The sequence below is a fragment of the Pantoea sp. SGAir0180 genome (assembly GCF_043546245.1).
Genome location: NZ_CP028071.1, coordinates 2,304,761 through 2,325,791, shown reverse-complemented (window position 1 = coordinate 2,325,791; position 21,031 = coordinate 2,304,761). Strand labels below are relative to the sequence as shown.

Below are 21,031 nucleotides of genomic sequence, written 5' to 3'. Positions count from 1 at the left end.
ATTTCCAACAACGTGAATAAATAATGCATCAAGATAAAGATCTCTCAACGTGGCAGACATTCCGTCGACTCTGGCCGATGATCGCACCCAACAAAGCTGGCTTAATTGTGGCGGCTATTGCCCTGATTATTAATGCCGCAGGCGATACGTTAATGCTCTCCCTGTTGAAGCCTTTGCTGGATGACGGCTTTGGTAAAGCGGACAGATCCGTGATGCTGTGGATGCCGTTGGCAGTCATCGGCTTGATGCTGGTTCGTGGCGTAAGCAGCTATATCTCCAGCTACTGCATCTCATGGGTGTCAGGCAATGTGGTGATGAATATGCGCCGTCGTCTGTTCAGCCATATGATGGGCATGCCGGTCGCGTTCTTCGATCAGCAGTCCACGGGTACGTTACTCTCTCGCATCACCTATGATTCGGAACAGGTCGCCTCGTCGTCATCGGGGGCGCTGGTCACCGTTGTGCGTGAGGGCGCTTCAATAATTGGCCTGTTTGTCATGATGTTTTATTACAGCTGGCAGCTGTCGTTGATTCTGATTGTTCTGGCTCCAATCGTATCCTTCGCGATTCGTACCGTGTCAAAACGCTTCCGCAACATCAGCAAATCGATGCAAAACACCATGGGACAGGTGACGACCAGTGCCGAGCAGATGCTGAAAGGGCACAAAGAAGTGCTGATTTTTGGTGGCCAGGACATTGAATCCGAGCGTTTTGCCAAGGTCAGTAACCGCATGCGTCAGCAGGGGATGAAGCTGGTTTCAGCCTCTTCAATCTCCGATCCGGTTATTCAGCTCATTGCTTCTCTGGCTCTGGCATTCGTTCTGTACGCCGCCAGTTTCCCCAGCGTGATGGATACGCTGACTGCGGGGACCATTACGGTAGTCTTCTCATCTATGATCGCTCTGATGCGCCCGCTGAAATCGCTGACAAACGTGAATGCGCAGTTTCAGCGTGGTATGGCGGCCTGTCAGACGCTGTTCTCCATTCTCGACAGTGAGCAGGAGAACGACACCGGTACGCGTGAAATCACGCGCGCAAAAGGTGATGTCGAATTCCGAGGTGTGACCTTCACCTATCCCGGCCGTGAAACACCTGCGTTGAAAAACATTAACCTGATGCTGCCTGCCGGAAAAACCGTTGCCTTAGTCGGGCGCTCCGGCTCAGGTAAATCGACTATCGCCAGTTTGCTGACGCGTTTTTATGATATTCAGCAGGGCGAGATTTTACTGGATGGCCATGACCTGCGTGAATACACCTTAGCGTCGTTGCGTAATCAGGTCGCACTTGTGTCGCAAAATGTGCATCTGTTCAACGATACCGTTGCCAATAACATTGCCTATGCGCGCAGTGAACAGTATAGCCGCGAGGAAATCGAAAAGGCGGCGACGATGGCACACGCGATGGACTTTATCAAAAACATGGACAAGGGGCTGGATACCGTCATCGGGGAAAATGGTGTGCTGCTATCAGGCGGTCAACGCCAGCGTATCGCCATCGCCCGCGCTCTGCTGCGTGACTGTCCTATCCTGATTCTTGATGAAGCCACCTCTGCGCTGGACACCGAGTCCGAGCGTGCTATCCAGTCTGCTCTGGATGAGCTGCAGAAAAACCGCACCTCACTGGTGATCGCGCATCGCCTTTCTACTATTGAAAAAGCGGATGAAATTGTGGTGGTGGAAGAGGGCAATATCATCGAACGCGGTACGCACGCCGACCTGCTGGCGGAAAAAGGTGCTTATGCTCAACTCCATAAAATGCAGTTCGGCCAATGATTGAGCGCATCTGGAGTGGCCGATCGCCATTATGGTTAGTCCTGTGGCCACTCAGTGTGCTCTATGGTGCCATCACGGCGCTGATCCGTCTCAGTTTCCGGCGTGGCTGGCGTAAAAGCTGGCGTGCGCCCTTGCCTGTTGTCGTGGTGGGGAATCTGACCGCGGGCGGGAATGGTAAAACACCCGTGGTCATCTGGCTGGTTGACGCCCTGCAGCAACGAGGATTACGGGTAGGTGTGATTTCCCGCGGCTACGGGGGGAAATCAGACCGCTATCCGCTGCGTGTCACTGCGGAAACCGCCACCGATCAGGCGGGTGACGAGCCGGTGCTGATTGCGCAGCGCACAGCTGCACCCGTTGCAGTGGCACCGCGACGCCGTGAGGCGATCGAAGCCCTTCAGCAACATCATTCACTGGATCTCATCGTGACTGATGATGGCCTGCAACATTATGCGCTCCAGCGCGATCGGGAAATTGTGGTGGTGGATGGCGTGCGACGTTTTGGCAACGGCTGGTGGTTACCTGCCGGCCCCATGCGGGAACGGGCATCCCGCCTTAAGACGGTAGACGCGGTGATCGTTAACGGTGGTGAAGCGCAACAGGGTGAAATTGCCATGCAACTGCAGGCGGGGATGGCAACCCATCTGCTCAGCGGTGAACAACGACCGCTCAACACGTTGCACGATGTCGTCGCCATGGCCGGCATTGGTCATCCGCCGCGCTTTTTTCATACCTTAAAACAGCACGGTCTGACGCCCGTTGCGGAGATCGCCTTTGCCGATCATCATGCTTACAGCGAAGAGGAACTGTCGCGTCTGGTCACGCCCGGCCAAACGCTGTTGATGACGGAGAAAGATGCCGTTAAATGCCGCGCATTCGCGCAATCCTCATGGTGGTATCTTCCCGTCGATGCCCATCTGCAGGCTGAGGCAGCGACGCTACTGTTAGACGATATACAACGCCTGTGTGGCACGTATTCACCACGGGAGCCGCACTAATTCCCACTAGAAGGAAGAGAATGGGCACGCATTCACTTTCACGACAGCAGGCACGTAATATTCAGCTCGCGGCGCAGGGGTTATTGCGTCCGGTGAAACGTCGGGCACGTTTTCAGGATATTTCAGCCTGCATTAGCCGCATGTCGCTGTTGCAAATCGACACCATCAATGTGGTGGCCCGCAGTCCGTATCTTGTCTTATTCAGTCGCTTAGGCGACTATCCGCCCGTCTGGCTGGACGAGTCGCTGGCGCAGGGGGAGATTTTCGAATACTGGGCGCATGAAGCCTGTTTTATTCCCCGCGCAGATTACCGGTTACTGCGGCACCGCATGCTGTCGCCAGAGCGCCTGGGCTGGAAGTACAGTGCAGACTGGGCAACGGAACATCAGCAGGAAATCGCTGATCTACTTACCTATATACGCGACAACGGGCCCGTCAGATCGGCTGATTTCGCCAGTGGAAAAAATCATAAGCCAGGATGGTGGGCATGGAAACCCCACAAGCGGCATCTCGAAAACCTGTTCACTTCAGGGGAGCTAATGGTGTCAGCGCGCCATAATTTTCAGCGCGTCTATGATTTACGCTCACGTGTCATGCCTGACTGGCAGGATGCGCTGCATGCTATCAGTGAGGATGACGCTGTCCGCCTGATGTTAGTGAACAGCGCACGCAGCCTGGGCATTTTTCGCCGTGAGTGGCTGGCAGACTATTACCGGCTAAAGCGCGCGCCCGTTAAAGACTTTATCTTATGGGCACAGGCGGCCGGCGAAATCATGCCGGTTGAGGTCGACGGCATGGGAGAGATGTGGCTGCATCGGGACGCTCAGGCCGCATTAGCCACGCCGTTGATCGCAACACATACCACGCTGTTATCCCCTTTCGATCCGCTGGTATGGGACAGGAAACGTGCGCTTGCGTTGTTTGACTTTGACTACCGCATTGAATGTTACACGCCTGCGGCCAAACGTAAATATGGCTATTTTGTCTTACCGGTGCTGCATCGGGGCCAACTCAAAGCCCGTCTGGATGCACGGATGGTGCGCTCAACAGCCTTGCTGGAAATTAACAACATCTGGCTGGAACCTGACGTCGCGGTAACCGTTTCCTTTCTCAATGACGTGCAACGTGCTATTGAACGCTTCGCCCGTTGGCAGGGGGCCGAAACGGTTTTGCTAAAGAATGCGCCTTCGGCGTTACTGACACACTGGCCAACGCGCTGGCAGCTTAACAATTCCTGATGCAGCGCGGGTGTGATTTACCCGCTCTCATCAGCGCTGTGATATGCTTTAGTCCTTACGCTCTCGGTCCGAGATGGAGGACATATGGATCACCGTTTACTCGAAATCGTTGCCTGCCCGGTTTGTAATGGCAAATTGTACTTTAACAAAGAACAGCAAGAGCTGATCTGCAAGCCCGACGCGCTGGCTTTCCCTGTGCGTGACGGTATTCCGGTACTGCTGGAAAACGAAGCCCGTACGTTATCGGTCGAAGAGATCCATCCATGAGTTTTATTGCCATCATTCCTGCGCGTTATGCTTCCACCCGTTTACCGGGTAAACCCCTGGTTGATATTCATGGCAAGCCAATGGTGGTGCATGTGATGGAGCGTGCCCGGGAATCGGGTGCCAGCCGTGTGATTGTCGCGACCGATCATCCTGAGGTGGCCTGCGCTGTCGAGGCTGCCGGTGGCGAGGTGTGTATGACACGCGCCGATCATCATTCCGGTACGGAACGCCTTGCAGAAGTGATTGAAAAATATCAGTTCGCGGATGACCAGATCATCGTCAATGTTCAGGGCGACGAACCCATGATCCCCGCTGATATCGTCCATCAGGTGGCGACCAATCTGGCTCAGGCTGACGCCGGCATGGCGACGCTGGCGGTGCCGATTACGGATGCGGAAGAGGCGTTCAATCCCAACGCCGTCAAGGTGGTCATGGATGCCAGAGGCTACGCGTTGTATTTTTCACGCGCGACGATTCCCTGGGATCGTGAACGTTATGCGCAGTCCCGGGAACAGATCGGTGACACGCTGCTGCGCCATATCGGCATCTATGCTTATCGTGCCGGGTTTATTCGTCGCTATATCAGCTGGGAACCCTGTCCGCTTGAGCAGATCGAACTGCTGGAGCAGTTGCGCGTGCTGTGGTACGGCGAAAAGATCCACGTTGCGGTGGCAAAAACGATTCCCGGCGTTGGCGTGGATACGCCAGAGGATCTCACCCGGGTCCGCGCCGCGATGCTTCGCTGACCTGTTCCGCTTCTTGTGCGATGACCGTCTGCGCACGCGGCTGAGGCGCCGGGTTCCGGTCCACTCAGCCTGCGCCATGACGGATGTCCGCCTTTGCGTCTATCCATCAGATCGTGCGGCAGAAGGTGAGGCGGATGAGAAACGTTGCAATGCGCTCCCCAGCGTTTCGTAGATCGCGCGTTCGCTGTGACTCATCCACAGCGGGGAAGGATAAAAACGTTCCCACCAGTTAAGTGGCGAAGTAATCGCCAGCTGATTGGCGGGCGCTGCAATCGGCTTGAGGCCTGCCTGATTGAAAAACCGCATCGCGCGCGGCATATGATTAGCTGAGGTAACCAGCAGGAAAGGGTGGTGCCCGATGAGCGTGCTGACAGCCTGCGCCTCCTGTGCGGTATCTTTTGGCTGATCCAGCAGACGAATGTGCGATGAAGGTACGCCCAGGCTTTCGGCAACCTGTGCGGCGACCCAGGCATTACTTTTGGGATTTTGCCCTGCCGCAGCACCGGTAAAGACCAGGGTAGCATCCGGATGGCGCTGCCACTGACGCACACCTTCTGTCACGCGAGGCAAACTGTTGTTCAGCAGGTTCGAGCTGGGCGCCCAGGCCGGGTTATAGGTATAGCCGCCCCCTAACACCACGATGTAATCGACTTTTTCAGTCCCATTCCACGTCGGGTAATGCGATTCGACGGGCAACAGTAAGCGATCGGCGACCGGCTGTAGGCTTATCAGTAATAACATCAGCCAACTCACTGAGATAAAGATTTTACCGCTTTTCTGCCAGCGGCTGAACCAAAGCAGCAAAATGCCGACAGCCATTAAAAGAAGCAGAAAAGGCAGGGGCAGTAACAGGTTGCCAAATGCCTTTTTCAGCATAAAAAACATGTAAAATCCCTCTTGTTGTCCGAAAAAACAGCAGCCAGAGCAGAAGAAGGGCATGAAAGCTTCATTCTTACGGCACCTGTGACAAAATAGCATACGTTTTACCGCAGCATACCGGAGTCCATGCCATGCAGGATCGTAACTTTGACGATCTCGCGGATAAATTTTCGCAAAATATTTACGGCACCACCAAAGGCCGGGTGCGTCAGGCAATCGTCTGGGATGAGCTTGAAGCCTTGCTTCCCAGCCTGACGTCCTCGTCTCCCTCACTGAACGTGCTGGATGCGGGCGGTGGCATTGGGCAAATTTCCAGTGGACTGGCCGCGCGGGGCCATCAGATTCTGCTGTGCGACCTCTCAGGTGAAATGTTGCGCCGTGCCCAGGAAAATGCGGATGCGCTGGGTGTGAGCCATAACATGCAATTCAAACAAATTAGCGCGCAGCAGGTCGGTGAACATTTGGATAAGCCGGTGGATCTGGTATTGTTTCACGCTGTGCTTGAATGGGTCGCTGAACCGGAAACTGTGCTGAAAGCCCTGTTTGATACATTGCGGCCGGGAGGCGTGCTGTCATTGATGTTTTATAACCTGCATGGGTTAACATTACGCACCCTGACGCTGGGCAATTTTGGTTACCTTCGTACCAACTTAACCAAGCGTAAGAAGCGCACGCTGTCACCGGACTATCCGCGCGATCCTGACGATGTGTCACGCTGGTTACAGGCCTGCGGTTTCCAGATTGAACAGCGTGCCGGGATTCGGGTGTTCAGCGACTATATGAAGCCGCCTAAAGGCGAGCCAAAAAGCGACGACGAAATCATTGAGATGGAGCGGCGTTTTTGCCGTCAGGAACCCTTTTTAAGCTTAGGGCGTTACATCCACGTGACCGCGCGCAAACCCGGGCAGAAGGACGAATTATGAGTGAATTTTCCCAGACGGTACCGGAGCTGGTATCCTGGGCGCGCAAGAACGACTTCTCCCTTGCGCTGCCCGTTGAACGTCTGGCTTTTTTGCTGGCCATCGCCACGCTGAATGGCGAGCGCATGGACGGAGAAATGAGTGAAGGTGACCTGGTCGATGCGTTTCGTCATGTCAGCAAAGCGTTTGAACAAACCAGCGAAACCGTACTGGTGCGGGCCAACAACGCCATCAATGATATGGTGCGTCAGCGCCTGTTGAACCGTTTCACCAGTGAATTAACTGAAGGCAATGCAATTTATCGTCTGACGCCGCTGGCCATCGGCATCACGGATTACTATATCCGCCAGCGCGAGTTCTCCACGCTGCGGCTTTCCATGCAGCTTTCTATCGTTGCCGCTGAACTTAAGCGTGCCGCCGACGCGGCGCAGGAGAATGGCGATGAATTTCACTGGCATCGTAACGTATTCGCGCCGCTGAAATACTCCGTAGCCGAAATCTTCGACAGCATTGATATGACGCAACGCCTGATGGATGAGCAGCAGCAGGCGGTGAAAGCGGATATTGCGGAGCTACTGAATAAAGACTGGCGCGCCGCGATTTCAAGCTGTGAAATGTTACTGTCGGAAACTTCCGGTACGCTGCGTGAATTGCAGGATACGCTGGAAGCGGCCGGTGACAAACTCCAGGAAAATCTGCTGCGTATTCAGGACGCGACGCTGGACAGCCCGGATTTGGGCTTCGTCGATAAACTGGTGTTCGATCTGCAAAGTAAACTCGACCGCATCACCAGTTGGGGGCAGCAGGCCATTGACCTGTGGATTGGTTATGACCGCCACGTGCATAAATTTATCCGCACCGCTATCGACATGGACAAAAACCGTGTTTTTGCCCAGCGCCTGCGCGTATCCGTACAGAACTATTTTGACTCACCCTGGGCGCTGACTTATGCCAATGCCGAACGTCTTTACGATATGCGTGACGATGAGCTGACGCTGCGTAATGACGAAGTGATGGGCGAATTGCCTGCTGAACTGGAGTTCGAAGAATTTAATGAAATTCGCGAGCAGCTGGCGGCCATGATCGAAGAAGCCTTAACGATTTATAAAACGCAGCAAAAACCGCTTAACCTCGCCGCCGTCATGCGCGACTATCTGGCCCAGTACCCGCGCGCGCGTCACTTCGACCTTGCGCGCATTGTCGTGGACCAGGCGGTGCGATTAGGTGTAGCGGAAGCCGATTTAGCCGGTTTGCCTGTGGAATGGCAAGCCATTAATGATTACGGAGCCAAGGTGCAGGCACATGTCATCGACAAATATTGAACAAGTGATGCCGGTTAAGCTGGCACAGGCACTGGCAAATCCGATTTTTCCGGCGCTGGACAGCCAGTTACGTGCCGGTCGCCATATTGGCATTGAAGAGCTGGATAACCACGCTTTTCTGATGGATTACCAGCAGTATCTGGAAGAGTTTTACACGCGCTACAACGTTGAGCTGATTCGTGCTCCAGAGGGCTTTTTCTATCTGCGTCCACGCTCAACCACGCTGATTCCCCGTTCCGTGCTTTCCGAACTGGACATGATGGTCGGGAAAATCCTCTGCTATCTGTATCTCAGCCCGGAACGCCTGGCGAATGAAGGCATTTTCACGCAACAGGAACTCTATGATGAACTGCTGTCCCTGGCGGACGAAAGCAAGCTGCTGAAGCTGGTTAACCAGCGTTCAACCGGGTCGGATCTCGATCGGGCTAAGTTACAGGAAAAAATGCGTGCGTCCTTAAGCCGCCTGCGCCGTCTGGGCATGGTGTGGTTTTTTGGCAACGACAGCAGCAAGTTTCGTATTACCGAGTCTGTCTTCCGCTTTGGTGCCGATGTCCGTAGCGGTGATGATGCGCGTGAAGCGCAACTGCGCCTGATCCGCGATGGCGAAGCGATGTTGCTGGACAACACGACGGCAGCCACAGAGGCTGATGACAGTGAAGAGAATGACAGCGATGCGGGTGATATCGCGGAGGAAGAGCAGGCATGATTGAACGCGGCAAATTTCGTTCGCTAACCCTGATCAACTGGAACGGGTTTTTTGCCCGAACCTTTGATCTGGATGAACTGGTCACCACGCTGTCGGGCGGGAACGGGGCAGGTAAGTCCACCACAATGGCGGCCTTTGTCACGGCGCTGATTCCTGACTTAACCCTGCTGCATTTCCGTAACACCACCGAAGCGGGCGCAACCTCAGGCTCACGCGATAAAGGCCTGCACGGTAAACTGCGGGCAGGCGTCTGCTACGCGATGCTGGACGTAGTGAACTCACGCCATCAACGTGTGGTGGTCGGGGTCCGGTTACAGCAGGTGGCAGGACGTGACAAAAAGGTTGATATCAAGCCCTTTAGTATCCATGGCCTGCCCACGGATACACTGCCCACGGACATGCTCACGGAAATTCTGAACAGCCGTCAGGCGCGCGTGTTACCGCTTAACGAGGTCAAAGAACGCGTCGAGGCGCTGGACGGTGTCCAGTATCGGCAGTACAGCTCGGTAACGGACTATCACGCGATGATGTTTGATCTGGGGATTGTGCCGCGTCGTCTGCGTACCGCCAGCGACCGCAGTAAGTTTTATCGCCTGATTGAAGCCTCTCTGTACGGCGGTATCTCCAGCGCCATCACCCGTTCTCTGCGCGATTATCTGTTGCCTGAAAACAGTGGCGTGCGTAAAGCGTTCCAGGACATGGAAGCTGCGCTGCGCGAGAACCGTATGACGCTGGAAGCGATCCGCGTAACCCAGTCTGATCGCGATCTGTTTAAGCACCTGATTTCTGAAGCCACCAGCTATGTATCGGCCGACTATATGCGTCATGCCAATGAACGACGCATCCACCTGGATAGCGCACTACAGCTGCGCAATGAACTGTTCACCAGCCGCAAGCAGCTGGCGTCGGAGCAGTATCGCCACGTGGAAATGGCACGAGAGCTGGCTGAACACAGCGGGGCAGAGAACGATCTTGAAATCGATTATCAGGCGGCCAGCGATCACCTGAATCTGGTGCAGACGGCAATGCGCCAGCAGGAAAAAATTACCCGTTATGACAGTGATATCGAGGATCTGACACTTCGCCTGGAAGAACAGAGTGAAGTCGTGGCCGAAGCGCGTGAAATCCAGGAAGAAAATGAAGCCCGTGCTGAAGCGGCCGAACTGGAAGTGGATGAGCTGAAAAGTCAGCTGGCCGATTTTCAGCAGGCGCTGGACGTGCAGCAAACCCGTGCCATTCAGTATCAGCAGGCGTTACAGGCTCTGGAACGTGCGCGTTCGCTGTGTGAATTGCCTGAGCTGAACATTGACAACGCGGCGGAATGGCAGGCCAGCTTCCAGGCCAAAGAAGAAGAAGCAACCGGGCAGTTGTTGCGCCTGGAGCAGAAACTGAGTGTGGCCGAAGCGGCGCACAGTCAGTTTGAACAGGCCTTATCGCTGGTGACCAGCATTGCCGGTGAGGTCAGCCGTAAAGAGGCCTGGCAAGTCGGGCGCGATCTCCTGCGTGATGCCAGCAATCAGCGTCACCACGCCGATCAGCTTGCTTCACTGCGCCTGCGTCTGAGCGAACTTGAACAGCGCCTGCGCGAGCAGCAGGAGGCAGAACGTCTGCTGGCGGAATTCTGCAAGCGTCAGGGGCAGCAATATGAGCCTGATGCGCTGGAAGGATTGCAGCGTGAACTGGAAGCCCAAATCGAGCAGCTGAACAGCAGCGTTGCCGATGCGGGCGAACAGCGTATGTTGATGCGTCAGGAGCTGGAACAGCTCCGTCAGCGCATCGCAACGTTGACCGCGCGTGCGCCGCACTGGCTGGCTGCGCAAGAAATCCTGACGCAGCTCAGCGAGCAAACCGGTCAGGCGTTGACCAGCAGCCAGGACGTTACGGAATACATGCAGCAGCTGCTGGAGCGGGAACGTGAAACCACTGTTGAACGTGATGAAGTGGCCGCAAGGAAACGTGAAATTGAGCAGCAGATTGAGCGCTTGAGCCAGCCGGGCGGTGCGGAAGATCCGCGACTGAACCAGCTGGCCGAACGCTTTGGCGGTGTGCTGCTGTCTGAGATTTATGACGATGTCACGCTCGACGATGCGCCTTACTTCTCCGCCCTGTACGGCCCGTCACGTCACGCCATTGTGGTGCCCGATCTTTCGCTGGTGCGTGAGCAACTGGATGGCCTGGAAGAGTGCCCGGAAGATCTCTATTTGATCGAGGGCGATCCGCAATCCTTTGATGACAGCGTGTTCAGCGTCGACGAGTTACAAAATGCCGTCGTGGTCAAGGTGGCCGAGCGCCAGTGGCGCTATTCCCGCTTCCCTAAAATCCCGCTTTTCGGCCGGGCGGCACGCGAAAACCAGCTGGAGTTGCTCAATAACGAACGCGATCGTCTGGCGGAACGGTATGCCACCCTGTCGTTTGACGTTCAAAAGACGCAGCGGCTTCATCAGTCATTCAGCCGTTTTATCGGTAGCCATCTGGCGGTCGCCTTTGATGACGATCCCGAAGCGCAGATTCGTCAGCTCGGCGCCCGTCGGGGTGAGCTGGAACGTGCGCTCAACCAGCATGAAAGCAACAATCAGCAGCAACGTCAGCAGTTTGACCTGGCCAAAGAGGGCGTTGCGCAGCTTAACCGCCTGTTGCCGCGCGTGAATCTGTTACTGGACGACACGCTGGCAGACCGTTGTGAAGAGATCCGTGAGCAGGTGGAAGACGCGCAGGAAGCCGCACGCTTCCTCCATCAGCATGGGGCGAAGCTGGCCAAACTTGAACCGATGCTGGCGGTGCTGCAGAGCGATCCGGAACAGCACGACCAGTTGCAGGCAGATTACCAGCATGCACAGCAGCAGCAGCAACGCGCGCGTCAGCAGGCTTTTGCGCTGACCGAGGTGGTACAGCGTCGCGCTCACTTCAGCTATGACGACTCGGCCAGTATGCTCGGTGGCAACACCGATCTGAGTGATAAGCTGCGCCAGCGTCTGGAGCAGGCGGAAGCGGAGCGCAGCCGCTGCCGTGAGCGCCTGCGTGCCCATCAGTCGCAGCTGACCCAGTATTCTCAGGTGCTGGCATCGCTGAAAAGCGCTTATGACGCGAAACGCGACATGCTGAAAGAGTTGCAGCAGGAGATGCAGGATATCGGTGTGCAGGCGGATGCCAGCGCGGAAGAACGCGCCCGTATCCGCCGTGACGAACTGTATACCGCGCTCAGTCACAATCGTGCCCGTCGTAACCAACTGGAGAAACAGCTCACCTTCTGCGAAGCCGAAATGGACAATCTGCAGAAGAAACTGCGCCAGCTTGAGCGCAACTATCATCAGATCCGCGAACAGGTGGTCAGTGCCAAAGCAGGCTGGTGCATGGTGCTCCGTCTGGTGAAGGACAATGGCGTGGAGCGGCGTCTGCATCGTCGGGAACTGGCTTACCTGAGCGCGGATGAGCTGCGTTCAATGTCGGATAAGGCACTCGGTGCGCTGCGCCTGGCGGTGGCGGATAACGAACACCTGCGCGATGTGCTGCGCCTGTCGGAAGATCCCAAACGGCCAGAGCGTAAAATTCAGTTCTTTATCGCCGTGTATCAGCATCTGCGCGAACGTATCCGTCAGGACATTATCCGTACCGACGATCCGGTTGAAGCCATCGAACAGATGGAAATCGAGCTGAACCGTCTGACGGAAGAGCTGACTGCCCGCGAGCAAACGCTGGCCATCAGTTCACGCAGCGTGGCGAACATTATTCGCAAAACGATTCAGCGTGAACAGAACCGTATTCGCCAGCTGAACCAGGGGTTACAGACCGTCAGCTTTGGACAGGTACGCAGCGTGCGGCTCAACGTGAACGTGCGGGAAACACACGCGATGCTGCTCGATACCTTGTCCGAGGAGCATGAACAGCATCAGGATCTGTTTAACAGCAACCGACTGACCTTCTCGGAAGCGCTGGCAAAACTGTATCAACGCCTCAATCCACAGATTGATATGGGACAGCGCACGCCGCAGACAATTGGTGAAGAACTGCTGGATTACCGTAACTACCTGGAGATGGAAGTCGAGGTGAATCGTGGCTCCGATGGCTGGCTGCGTGCAGAAAGTGGTGCGCTCTCTACCGGTGAAGCGATTGGTACCGGTATGTCGATCCTGGTCATGGTCGTGCAGAGCTGGGAAGAGGAATCACGCCGTCTGCGTGGGAAAGATATCTCACCCTGCCGCTTGCTGTTCCTGGATGAAGCCGCCCGTCTGGATGCGCGTTCAATCGCCACGCTGTTTGAACTCTGTGAGCGCCTGGAGATGCAACTGGTCATCGCTGCACCTGAGAACATCAGTCCTGAGAAGGGCACGACCTACAAACTGATGCGTAAGGTGTTTAACAACACGGAACACGTTCATGTCGTGGGATTACGGGGTTTCGCCGCCGATCCGCTGCCTGCCAAACGCGGCAGTGAAGCCGATTCGGCCAGTGAAACGACGACATAATATTCGTGCGGCAAGGATAGTCAAAAACAGCGCCATTGGTTAATCTGGTAACGGCATTTGTCGCAGGAGGCAAATGCCGTTTTTGTTTGTATACTCAGTCATATGAGTAACAGCCCGATTGCAGCTTTTTCCTCTCAGGCTGCGCGGTAGATTAATGAAGGGGGCAGGGATGTTACTGAATAAAGGCTTAACAATTCATCAGGTTAGTTCATGGCTGGTGCTGGCACTTGCCCTGAGTCCGTGCGTGCCGTCCCAGGCGGCTATCATCGCGGCCATGCCCGGTGTCCATTCGACCCAGGCCACCACCTCTGTTTCTGCCAGTCAGCAAAAAATTCGCCAGGCGTTTGCCAGTGACAGTCAGCCTTTTTACGGTGCTTCAATGGCCGCCCTGTATGCCGCACGAAATATGCAACCGATCTGGCAGGATCATGACGCCGTGCAGAAGTTTCAGCAGCAGCTGGCTGAGGTAGCGTTATCCGGCGTCCAGCCACAATTTACCCGGTGGGTGGAGCGTCTGACCGATCCATCCATTACCGGATTCGCCCGCGATGTGACACTGTCCGATGCCATGCTGGGTTATCTGCAGTTTGTCTCATCGGTTCCCGCACAGGGGGAAACGTGGCTCTACAGTACGGTGCCCTATAAGTTGGCTGTGCCGTCGGTGTCCGTCATTAATGCCTGGCAAAACGCCGTGAATGCGGGGCGGGCAGCGGCCTTTGTGAATTCGCTGGAACCGCAACATCCGCAGTATCCCTTAATGCACAAAGCGTTAATAAACCTGCTTAACGATAAACAGCCGTGGCCGCAAATCAAAAATCGCGGCACGGTAAGGCCCGGTCAGGTCAGTGATGATGTACCGGCACTGCGGGAAATCCTGCGGCGCAGCGGTATGTTAAGTGCACAAGCGACGGCACCTGCGCCGAATGACGATGCGGTTCCTACTGCGCCAGTTACGGTCAGCCACAGTGAACCTGTCGCGGTCAGCCCGTCTGCCGTTGCCGTGAACGCTATTCCGCCGCCACCGCCAGGCGCGCCGGACAACGTACAAGTGGCACCTACGGCGACAAGTGGCGTCAATGTCTATGACGATAATCTGGTCGCAGCGGTAAAACGCTTTCAACAGTGGCAGGGGCTGGACGCGGATGGAGCCATTGGTCCGCGTACACGTGAATGGCTGAATGTGTCACCTCAGCAACGTGCCGCCCTGCTGGCGCTGAACATTCAACGCCTGCGTTTGCTGCCGGATGATATGCACAACGGCATTATGGTCAACATTCCCAATTACTCGTTGAATTATTACAACAACGGCACCCGGGTGCTGACATCGCGGGTGATTGTGGGCCGGCCAGACCGTAAAACGCCACTGATGCGCAGCGCGCTCAACAACGTGGTGCTGAATCCGCCCTGGAATGTGCCTACCACGCTGGTGCGCCAGGACATCATTCCAAAAGTGAAACAGGACCCGACGTACCTGTATAAGCATGGATATACCCTGCTGTCGGGCTGGAGTGCGGATGCGGAGGTGATCGATCCCACCATGATCGACTGGAGCATGGTGTCTGCCTCGTCGTTCCCGTACCGAATTCGTCAGGCGCCGGGGCAGACCAATTCACTGGGCCGTTTCAAATTTAATATGCCCAGTTCAGATGCTATCTATTTGCACGACACGCCCAATCATAATCTGTTCCAGCGCGATATTCGCGCACTCAGCTCGGGCTGCGTGCGGGTCAACAAAGCGTCTGAACTAGCGGGCATTCTGCTGCAGGATGTAGGCTGGAATGATGCCCGTATCTCGGGGACGTTAAAACAGGGTGATACGCGCTATGTGCCTATTCGCCATCGGATACCGGTTAACCTGTATTATTTAACCGCCTGGGTCGCGGATGATGGTAAAACGCAGTTTCGTACAGATATTTACAATTATGATAATACGGCCCGTTCCGGGAGTCTGGTGCTGAGTCGCGCGCAGCAGTTGCTCCTCTAACGGTTGATTTTTAACCGTAAGTGCGCATTGCGCGCAGGAAGATGACCTGAGAAAGCCGGTGCCTCCGATGAGGCGCCGTCTTCCAAACTTGCCAGACATGGGTTGACGTGCTACCGCGAGAAAGTTATGGTTCCGCCAGTGCGTTTTTTGCACGTGTCATTGGCTCTGTTCTCAGGTAAAACGCTTCATGTCTACAATTGATTCTGTCCGTCGCAAACTGTTGTTTTGCGGAAGTGCCGCTGCGGGACTGGCTTTGTTGCCGACGTCAGCGATGGCTTCACTCTCTACGTCACGACCGCGCGTCTTAACGCTGAATAACCTTCACACGGGTGAAACCCTCAAAACAGAATTCTTCAACGGTAAAAGTTACGACAAGAGCGAGTTATCGCGTCTTAACCATTTTTTCCGTGACTACCGCGCCAATAAAATCAAAAGTATCGATCCCCACCTTTTCGATCAGCTCTACCGCCTCCAGGCGCTGCTGGAAACGCGTAAGCCCGTTCAGCTGATCTCGGGCTACCGCACTCTGGCCACCAATAATATGCTGCGCGAATCTGGTCCTGGTGTCGCCAAACACAGCTACCACACCAAAGGTCAGGCGATGGATTTCCATATTGAGGGGATTAGTCTGGCGAATGTCCGGAAAGCCGCGTTAAAAATGCGGGCGGGTGGTGTAGGATATTACCCCAGCAGCAACTTTGTACATATTGATACCGGTCCGGTCAGGCACTGGTCGTAACGTCGGCAACGCTGCGGGTGCCGACCATGGAGCGTTATGAATTATCACATTATCCCCGTTACCGCCTTCGCGCAGAACTGTTCGGTTATCTGGTGCGACACCACACGTGAATCTGCGATTGTGGATCCGGGGGGTGACGCCGATACAATCAGGCAAACGCTGGAACAGCTTGATTTAACGCCTGGTCAGATCCTGCTGACGCATGGTCATCTTGATCATGTCGGGGCCGCGGCGGAACTGGCGGCCTGCTGGAACATACCGCTGGTAGGCCCGCACAAACAGGATGCGTTCTGGCTTGAGGCATTGCCCACGCAGAGCCAGATGTTTGGACTTGAGTACTGCGCGCCGCTTACGCCCGATCGCTGGCTGGAAGAGGGGGACACTGTTCAGGTTGGTCAGGTTAATCTTGAGGTTCTGCACTGTCCCGGTCATACGCCAGGCCATATCGTGTTTTTTGACCGACAGGGGCGTTTACTGGTTTCCGGTGATGTGATCTTTAACGGTGGTGTAGGACGCACCGACTTTCCGCAGGGTAACCATCAGCATCTGATTGATGCCATCAAAAACAAAGTGTTGCCGCTGGGAGATGATGTGACGTTTTTGCCCGGTCACGGTCCGCTATCCACTTTAGGTCGTGAACGTCTGACGAATCCTTTTCTGCAATAAAAAATGGGCCAGTCAGGCCCATTTTTTTTCATAAGGACAGGATTACAGCACGGCGACAATCGCTTCACACAGGGCAGACATATTATCGGGCGTCATCCCGGCCACGTTCACCCGGCCTGAGTTCACCGCATATACGCCAAACTCTTCACGCAGACGAATGACCTGATCTTTGGTCAGCCCGCTGAACGAGAACATACCGTTCTGCTTAATGATAAAGCTGAAATCCTGCTGCGCCCCTTTTTCCGCCAGCGTATTCACAAACAGCTGACGCATGCGCTGGATACGCTGACGCATATCGGACAACTCCTGCTGCCAGATGGTACGGAGCGCGTCATTTCCCAGGATGGTTGCAACCACTGCCGCACCGTGTGACGGTGGGTTAGAGTAGTTCGCGCGAATCGTGTACTTCACCTGACTGAAGGCGGTATCGGCCGTGGCTGCATCGCTCGCCACCAGCGTAATCGCACCCACGCGTTCATTATACAGACCAAAGTTTTTGGAATAGGAACTGGCCACAATCAGCTCCTGATGGCTGGCCGCAAACAGGCGCAGACCTGCTGCATCTTCTTCCAGCCCACGGGCAAAGCCCTGATAGGCGAAGTCAAACAGCGGCAACCAGCCATTGGCTTTGGAAAGCGCAGCCAGCTGTTGCCACTGCTCTGCTGTCGGATCGATACCGGTTGGGTTATGGCAGCAGCCGTGGAACAGCACCACATCACCGGCTTTAACCTCTTTCAGCGAGGCCAGCATGCTGTCAAAGTCCAGCGTATGGTTGACCGCATCATAATACGAGTATTCACACACCTCGAGACCCGCGGCGTTAAACACGTTTTTATGGTTCGGCCAGCTCGGGTTGCTGACCCATACGCGCTTCACCGACGTCTGTGTGGCCAGAAAATCCGCAGCGACACGCAGTGCACCTGTCCCGCCTGGCGTCTGCGCGGAACGTACGCGGCCCGCCGAAATCAGGGCGTTGCCTTTACCAAATAACAATTCCTGAGTGCAGTGTGCGAAATCCGGCAGACCGTCAATGCTCAGGTAATTTTTGCTGGTCTCGTTTTCCAGCAGATATTGCTCTGCTTTTTTAACGCTGGTGAGCACCGGGGTTTTCCCGGTTTCATCTTTATAAACGCCAATACCGAGATTAATTTTATTCGGGCGGTCATCGGCACGAAACAGATCGGCCAGGCCAAGGATAGGATCGGCAGGTGCAGCAGAGATCGATTCAAACATGAGTCGGGTCCAGTAGCGTGAACTTTAGCAAATGAAGCATCAGGTTAACGTCAGCACGGCGAAATGCCAACCGTTTGCGATAAAATTCATTGTCCGGTCGGCAGAATTACCGGTACTTATAGGGAGAAGGGGGCCACATAGCGGCTGCGCTGAATAAAGGCAATAAAAAACGGAGCCGAAGCTCCGTTTTTTGTACTGCATCAACAAACTTAGAACTGGTAAACCACACCCAGGCCGACTACGTCGTCGTTAGGAATGCCCAGTGGGTTGTTTTTGTCCAGCTGGTTGATTTTATAATCAACGTAGGTGGCCATGTTTTTGTTGAAGTAGTAGGTTGCGCCCACATCGAAGTATTTGTACAGGTCAGCATCGCCGATATTTTCGATGTCTTTCGCTTTAGACTGGACATAGGCCAGAGACGGACGCAGACCAAAATCGAACTGATATTGTGCTACCAGTTCAATGATCTGCGCTTTGTTAGCGTAGCCAGCGAATGATGCGTTGGTGAAAGTCTGACCATTGTTTGCAATAAAGTTGCCAGTAGAAGAAGATGAAATTGGTGCGGCATTGCGCATTTCACCATACATGGCAGCTAAGTAGATGTTGTTAGCATCATACTTCAGTGCAGTTGCCCAGCTTTCGGCATGCTTACCGGCACCCTGACCTGTTACGTCAGTAGTGGTAGTGGTGCTGCCATTGTTAGAATAAGTTGTCTGTCCACCAGCAGCCTGAGAATTAGTACGATCGCTGCTGCTATAGGCACCTACAATGCCCACGCCGATTGGCGAGGTGTAAGATGTTGACACACCCCAGCCATCGCCATTCGCTCTGCGATCACTACGGTTTGAGTTCTCATTTTTGCCCTGATACTGAAGCGCAAAGTTCCAGCCATCCACCAGACCAAAGAAATTGGTGTTGCGGTAGGTCAGCAGACCACCACTACGGCCATTCATAAAGTTATCAGAGTTACCTGAGTCACCACCGAAGACTGGCAGCATATCGGTCCAGCCGATTGCATCATAAACCACACCGTAGTTACGGCCGTAGTCGATTGAGCCAGCGTCGCCGAATTTCAGACCTGCGAAGCCCAGACGGGTTTTGTTACCGCTCTGTGCGTCAGAACCTTCAGAGTTATTACCCTGGATGTTGTATTCCCACTGACCATAACCGGTCATCTGGTCATTGATCTTGGTTTCGCCTTTGAAGCCGAAGCGGATATAAGTCTGATCGCCGTCATCGTCTGAGTTATCAGAGAACTGGTGACGCGCATCCACTTTACCGTACAGGTCCAGCTTATTGCCGTCTTTATTATAAACTTCTGCTGCATTGGCTGCGCCAGCGGCGAGCAGAGCAGGGATAACCACTGCCAGAATGTTGCGCTTCATCATTATTTATTACCCTCATTGGAGTTATTTGGACACCTGCCACTGCCGTCAAGAAATCTTTACATGAACCTTGAAAGAAGTTTGGTGTCTCCTGTGTCTGCACGCATCTTTCCATCCCCCATCGGGTAATTCTACTGCGAAAATGCTACAAAAGTCGTAATCTTGTTTCAAAGATAAAAAATGTATTTCTAAATGTAAAAATAACGGAACTTTGTGAGTCATATCAAAATTTACAAAAATAAAAAAAGGCCGGCGAAGCCGACCTCTTTATATATATGAATTTCTTATATTAAATGCTGAAAATCAGAAGCTCGCATTACGTGGCGTGCGTGGGAACGGGATAACATCTCTTACATTTTGTACGCCTGTGACATAGGCGATTAAACGTTCGAAACCTAATCCGAATCCGGAATGGGGAACGGTGCCATAGCGACGCAGATCACGATACCACCAGTAATCCTCTTTTTTCAGCCCCATCTCTTCCAGACGCGCATCCAGTACATCCAGACGCTCTTCACGCTGTGAACCGCCGATAATTTCACCAATGCCAGGCGCTAACACATCCATTGCGGCCACGGTTTTACCGTCTTCGTTAAGGCGCATGTAGAACGCTTTGATGTCTTTCGGGTAGTTTTTCACAACGACAGGCGCTTTGAAGTGTTTCTCCGCCAGGTAACGCTCATGCTCAGAAGACAAATCAATGCCCCAGGAGACAGGGTTCTCAAACGTCTGGCCGCAGTTCATCAGAATCTCGACGGCATCGGTATAGTCGACCTGCGCAAAGTCTGTGGTAACAAAGCGCTCCAGACGAGCGATGGCGTCGTTATCAACGCGCTCGGCAAAGAACGCCATGTCGTCTGCACGTTCTTCCAGGACGGCTTTAAACACATACTTCAGCATGGCTTCCGCCAGATCGGCCGCATCATCCAGGGAGGCGAAGGCTATTTCCGGCTCCAGCATCCAGAATTCGGCGAGATGACGGCTGGTGTTGGAGTTTTCGGCCCGGAAGGTGGGGCCAAAGGTATAAATTTTTGACAGCGCACTGGCGTAGGTTTCGCCGTTGAGCTGGCCGGATACCGTCAGGAAAGCTTCCTTACCAAAGAAGTCTTCTGAAAAGTCGACTTTGCCCTGATCGTCACGCGGCAGGTTTTCCAGATCCAGCGTTGATACGCGGAACATTTCACCCGCACCTTCGGTATCGGAAGCGGTAATCAGCGGCGTAGAAACCCAGAAATAGCCGTTCTCATGGAAGAAACGGTGCAGCGCCTGCGCCAGCGTGTGACGAACACGGGCTACGGCACCAATCAGGTTCGTGCGTGGACGCAGGTGGGCCACTTCACGCAAATACTCAATGCTGTGACGTTTGGCCGCCATAGGATAGCTGTCGGGATCTTCCACCCAGCCTACCACCTCCAGCTTTGTCGCCTGGATTTCAAACGCCTGCCCCTGGCCCGGAGATGCCACAACGGTACCGGTGACAATGACGGAGCAGCCGGTAGTCAGGCGCAGCACTTCGTCCTGGTAATTATTCAGAGAATTATTGACGACGGCCTGAACGGGATTAAAGCAGGAGCCGTCATACACGGCGATAAAGGACAGACCGGCTTTTGAATCTCTTCGGGTACGTACCCAACCACGTACGGTGACTTCACTGTCAACCGCGACGCGACCGTGCAGTACATCCGCTACAGGCACTACGCTCATAAATATCTC

Annotated in this window: 16 protein-coding genes; 12 read left to right on the top strand and 4 right to left on the bottom strand. The window is 54.5% G+C overall.

Going from position 1 to position 21,031, the window contains the following annotated elements:
• The first annotated feature begins 23 nt into the window (after positions 1-23).
• The 5 genes from msbA (at position 24) to kdsB (ending at position 5,021) form a co-directional block, all read left to right on the top strand.
• Positions 24-1,772: a lipid A ABC transporter ATP-binding protein/permease MsbA gene (gene msbA, locus C1N58_RS10875; RefSeq protein ID WP_006118628.1), complete on the top strand. Its 1,749-nt coding sequence runs from the start codon at positions 24-26 to the stop codon at positions 1,770-1,772.
• The gene (gene lpxK, locus C1N58_RS10870; protein ID WP_394564172.1) at positions 1,769-2,770 is read left to right on the top strand and encodes a tetraacyldisaccharide 4'-kinase; all 1,002 of its coding nucleotides are present in this window, start codon (positions 1,769-1,771) and stop codon (positions 2,768-2,770) included. The genes msbA and lpxK overlap by 4 nt, the downstream gene beginning before the upstream one ends.
• Positions 2,771-2,790: 20 nt before the next feature.
• On the top strand, positions 2,791-4,008 hold the full coding sequence (locus tag C1N58_RS10865) for a winged helix-turn-helix domain-containing protein (protein ID WP_394564171.1): 1,218 nt from the start codon (positions 2,791-2,793) through the stop codon (positions 4,006-4,008).
• A gap of 84 nt (positions 4,009-4,092) precedes the next feature.
• Entirely contained in the window at positions 4,093-4,275 is a 183-nt protein-coding gene (locus C1N58_RS10860; protein WP_006118631.1) for a Trm112 family protein, read from the top strand.
• Positions 4,272-5,021: a 3-deoxy-manno-octulosonate cytidylyltransferase gene (kdsB, locus tag C1N58_RS10855; protein WP_185199756.1), complete on the top strand. Its 750-nt coding sequence runs from the start codon at positions 4,272-4,274 to the stop codon at positions 5,019-5,021. The genes C1N58_RS10860 and kdsB overlap by 4 nt, the downstream gene beginning before the upstream one ends.
• Positions 5,022-5,120: 99 nt before the next feature.
• Here kdsB and elyC read toward each other — a convergent pair whose 3' ends face one another.
• The gene (gene elyC, locus C1N58_RS10850) at positions 5,121-5,906 is read right to left on the bottom strand and encodes an envelope biogenesis factor ElyC (RefSeq protein ID WP_006118633.1); all 786 of its coding nucleotides are present in this window, start codon (positions 5,904-5,906) and stop codon (positions 5,121-5,123) included.
• 125 nt (positions 5,907-6,031) lie between these two features.
• Here elyC and cmoM point away from each other — a divergent pair, with 125 nt between their 5' ends.
• From cmoM to C1N58_RS10815, 7 genes are all read left to right on the top strand, one after another.
• A complete protein-coding gene (cmoM, locus tag C1N58_RS10845; RefSeq protein WP_033737633.1) occupies positions 6,032-6,823 on the top strand; it encodes a tRNA uridine 5-oxyacetic acid(34) methyltransferase CmoM in 792 nt (263 codons plus the stop codon).
• A complete protein-coding gene (gene mukF / locus C1N58_RS10840; protein ID WP_033737632.1) occupies positions 6,820-8,142 on the top strand; it encodes a chromosome partition protein MukF in 1,323 nt (440 codons plus the stop codon). Before cmoM ends, mukF begins: the two co-directional genes overlap by 4 nt.
• The gene (gene mukE, locus C1N58_RS10835; protein ID WP_006118636.1) at positions 8,123-8,848 is read left to right on the top strand and encodes a chromosome partition protein MukE; all 726 of its coding nucleotides are present in this window, start codon (positions 8,123-8,125) and stop codon (positions 8,846-8,848) included. The genes mukF and mukE overlap by 20 nt, the downstream gene beginning before the upstream one ends.
• Positions 8,845-13,311 carry a chromosome partition protein MukB gene (gene mukB, locus C1N58_RS10830; protein WP_289366464.1) on the top strand — a complete coding sequence of 1,489 codons (4,467 nt, stop codon included), beginning with the start codon at positions 8,845-8,847 and terminating at the stop codon, positions 13,309-13,311. Before mukE ends, mukB begins: the two co-directional genes overlap by 4 nt.
• A 169-nt stretch (positions 13,312-13,480) precedes the next feature.
• Positions 13,481-15,295 carry a L,D-transpeptidase gene (gene ldtD, locus C1N58_RS10825; protein ID WP_394564170.1) on the top strand — a complete coding sequence of 605 codons (1,815 nt, stop codon included), beginning with the start codon at positions 13,481-13,483 and terminating at the stop codon, positions 15,293-15,295.
• 187 nt (positions 15,296-15,482) lie between these two features.
• Positions 15,483-16,034: a YcbK family protein gene (locus C1N58_RS10820; protein ID WP_033737630.1), complete on the top strand. Its 552-nt coding sequence runs from the start codon at positions 15,483-15,485 to the stop codon at positions 16,032-16,034.
• Between the two features lie 36 nt (positions 16,035-16,070).
• Positions 16,071-16,700: an MBL fold metallo-hydrolase gene (locus C1N58_RS10815; RefSeq protein ID WP_033737629.1), complete on the top strand. Its 630-nt coding sequence runs from the start codon at positions 16,071-16,073 to the stop codon at positions 16,698-16,700.
• Between the two features lie 42 nt (positions 16,701-16,742).
• Here C1N58_RS10815 and C1N58_RS10810 read toward each other — a convergent pair whose 3' ends face one another.
• The 3 genes from C1N58_RS10810 to asnS all read right to left on the bottom strand — a co-directional run bounded on the left by C1N58_RS10810 (position 16,743) and on the right by asnS (position 21,022).
• Entirely contained in the window at positions 16,743-17,933 is a 1,191-nt protein-coding gene (locus C1N58_RS10810; protein ID WP_033737628.1) for an amino acid aminotransferase, read from the bottom strand.
• Positions 17,934-18,142: 209 nt separating this feature from the next.
• Positions 18,143-19,321, bottom strand: coding sequence for a porin (locus C1N58_RS10805; RefSeq protein ID WP_006118643.1), 1,179 nt, complete (start codon positions 19,319-19,321; stop codon positions 18,143-18,145).
• Positions 19,322-19,621: 300 nt separating this feature from the next.
• Positions 19,622-21,022 carry an asparagine--tRNA ligase gene (gene asnS / locus C1N58_RS10800; RefSeq protein ID WP_039341285.1) on the bottom strand — a complete coding sequence of 467 codons (1,401 nt, stop codon included), beginning with the start codon at positions 21,020-21,022 and terminating at the stop codon, positions 19,622-19,624.
• Between the last annotated feature and the right edge of the window lie 9 nt (positions 21,023-21,031).

What these genes read in the sequence shown, in the direction of transcription:
- msbA (WP_006118628.1), top strand. Translation starts at nt 24, where the DNA reads ATGCATCAAGATAAAGATCTCTCAACGTGGCAGACATTCCGTCGACTC.
- lpxK (WP_394564172.1), top strand. Translation starts at nt 1,769, where the DNA reads ATGATTGAGCGCATCTGGAGTGGCCGATCGCCATTATGGTTAGTCCTG.
- C1N58_RS10865 (WP_394564171.1), top strand. Translation starts at nt 2,791, where the DNA reads ATGGGCACGCATTCACTTTCACGACAGCAGGCACGTAATATTCAGCTC.
- C1N58_RS10860 (WP_006118631.1), top strand. Translation starts at nt 4,093, where the DNA reads ATGGATCACCGTTTACTCGAAATCGTTGCCTGCCCGGTTTGTAATGGC.
- kdsB (WP_185199756.1), top strand. Translation starts at nt 4,272, where the DNA reads ATGAGTTTTATTGCCATCATTCCTGCGCGTTATGCTTCCACCCGTTTA.
- elyC (WP_006118633.1), bottom strand. Translation starts at nt 5,906, where the DNA reads ATGTTTTTTATGCTGAAAAAGGCATTTGGCAACCTGTTACTGCCCCTG.
- cmoM (WP_033737633.1), top strand. Translation starts at nt 6,032, where the DNA reads ATGCAGGATCGTAACTTTGACGATCTCGCGGATAAATTTTCGCAAAAT.
- mukF (WP_033737632.1), top strand. Translation starts at nt 6,820, where the DNA reads ATGAGTGAATTTTCCCAGACGGTACCGGAGCTGGTATCCTGGGCGCGC.
- mukE (WP_006118636.1), top strand. Translation starts at nt 8,123, where the DNA reads ATGTCATCGACAAATATTGAACAAGTGATGCCGGTTAAGCTGGCACAG.
- mukB (WP_289366464.1), top strand. Translation starts at nt 8,845, where the DNA reads ATGATTGAACGCGGCAAATTTCGTTCGCTAACCCTGATCAACTGGAAC.
- ldtD (WP_394564170.1), top strand. Translation starts at nt 13,481, where the DNA reads ATGTTACTGAATAAAGGCTTAACAATTCATCAGGTTAGTTCATGGCTG.
- C1N58_RS10820 (WP_033737630.1), top strand. Translation starts at nt 15,483, where the DNA reads ATGTCTACAATTGATTCTGTCCGTCGCAAACTGTTGTTTTGCGGAAGT.
- C1N58_RS10815 (WP_033737629.1), top strand. Translation starts at nt 16,071, where the DNA reads ATGAATTATCACATTATCCCCGTTACCGCCTTCGCGCAGAACTGTTCG.
- C1N58_RS10810 (WP_033737628.1), bottom strand. Translation starts at nt 17,933, where the DNA reads ATGTTTGAATCGATCTCTGCTGCACCTGCCGATCCTATCCTTGGCCTG.
- C1N58_RS10805 (WP_006118643.1), bottom strand. Translation starts at nt 19,321, where the DNA reads ATGATGAAGCGCAACATTCTGGCAGTGGTTATCCCTGCTCTGCTCGCC.
- asnS (WP_039341285.1), bottom strand. Translation starts at nt 21,022, where the DNA reads ATGAGCGTAGTGCCTGTAGCGGATGTACTGCACGGTCGCGTCGCGGTT.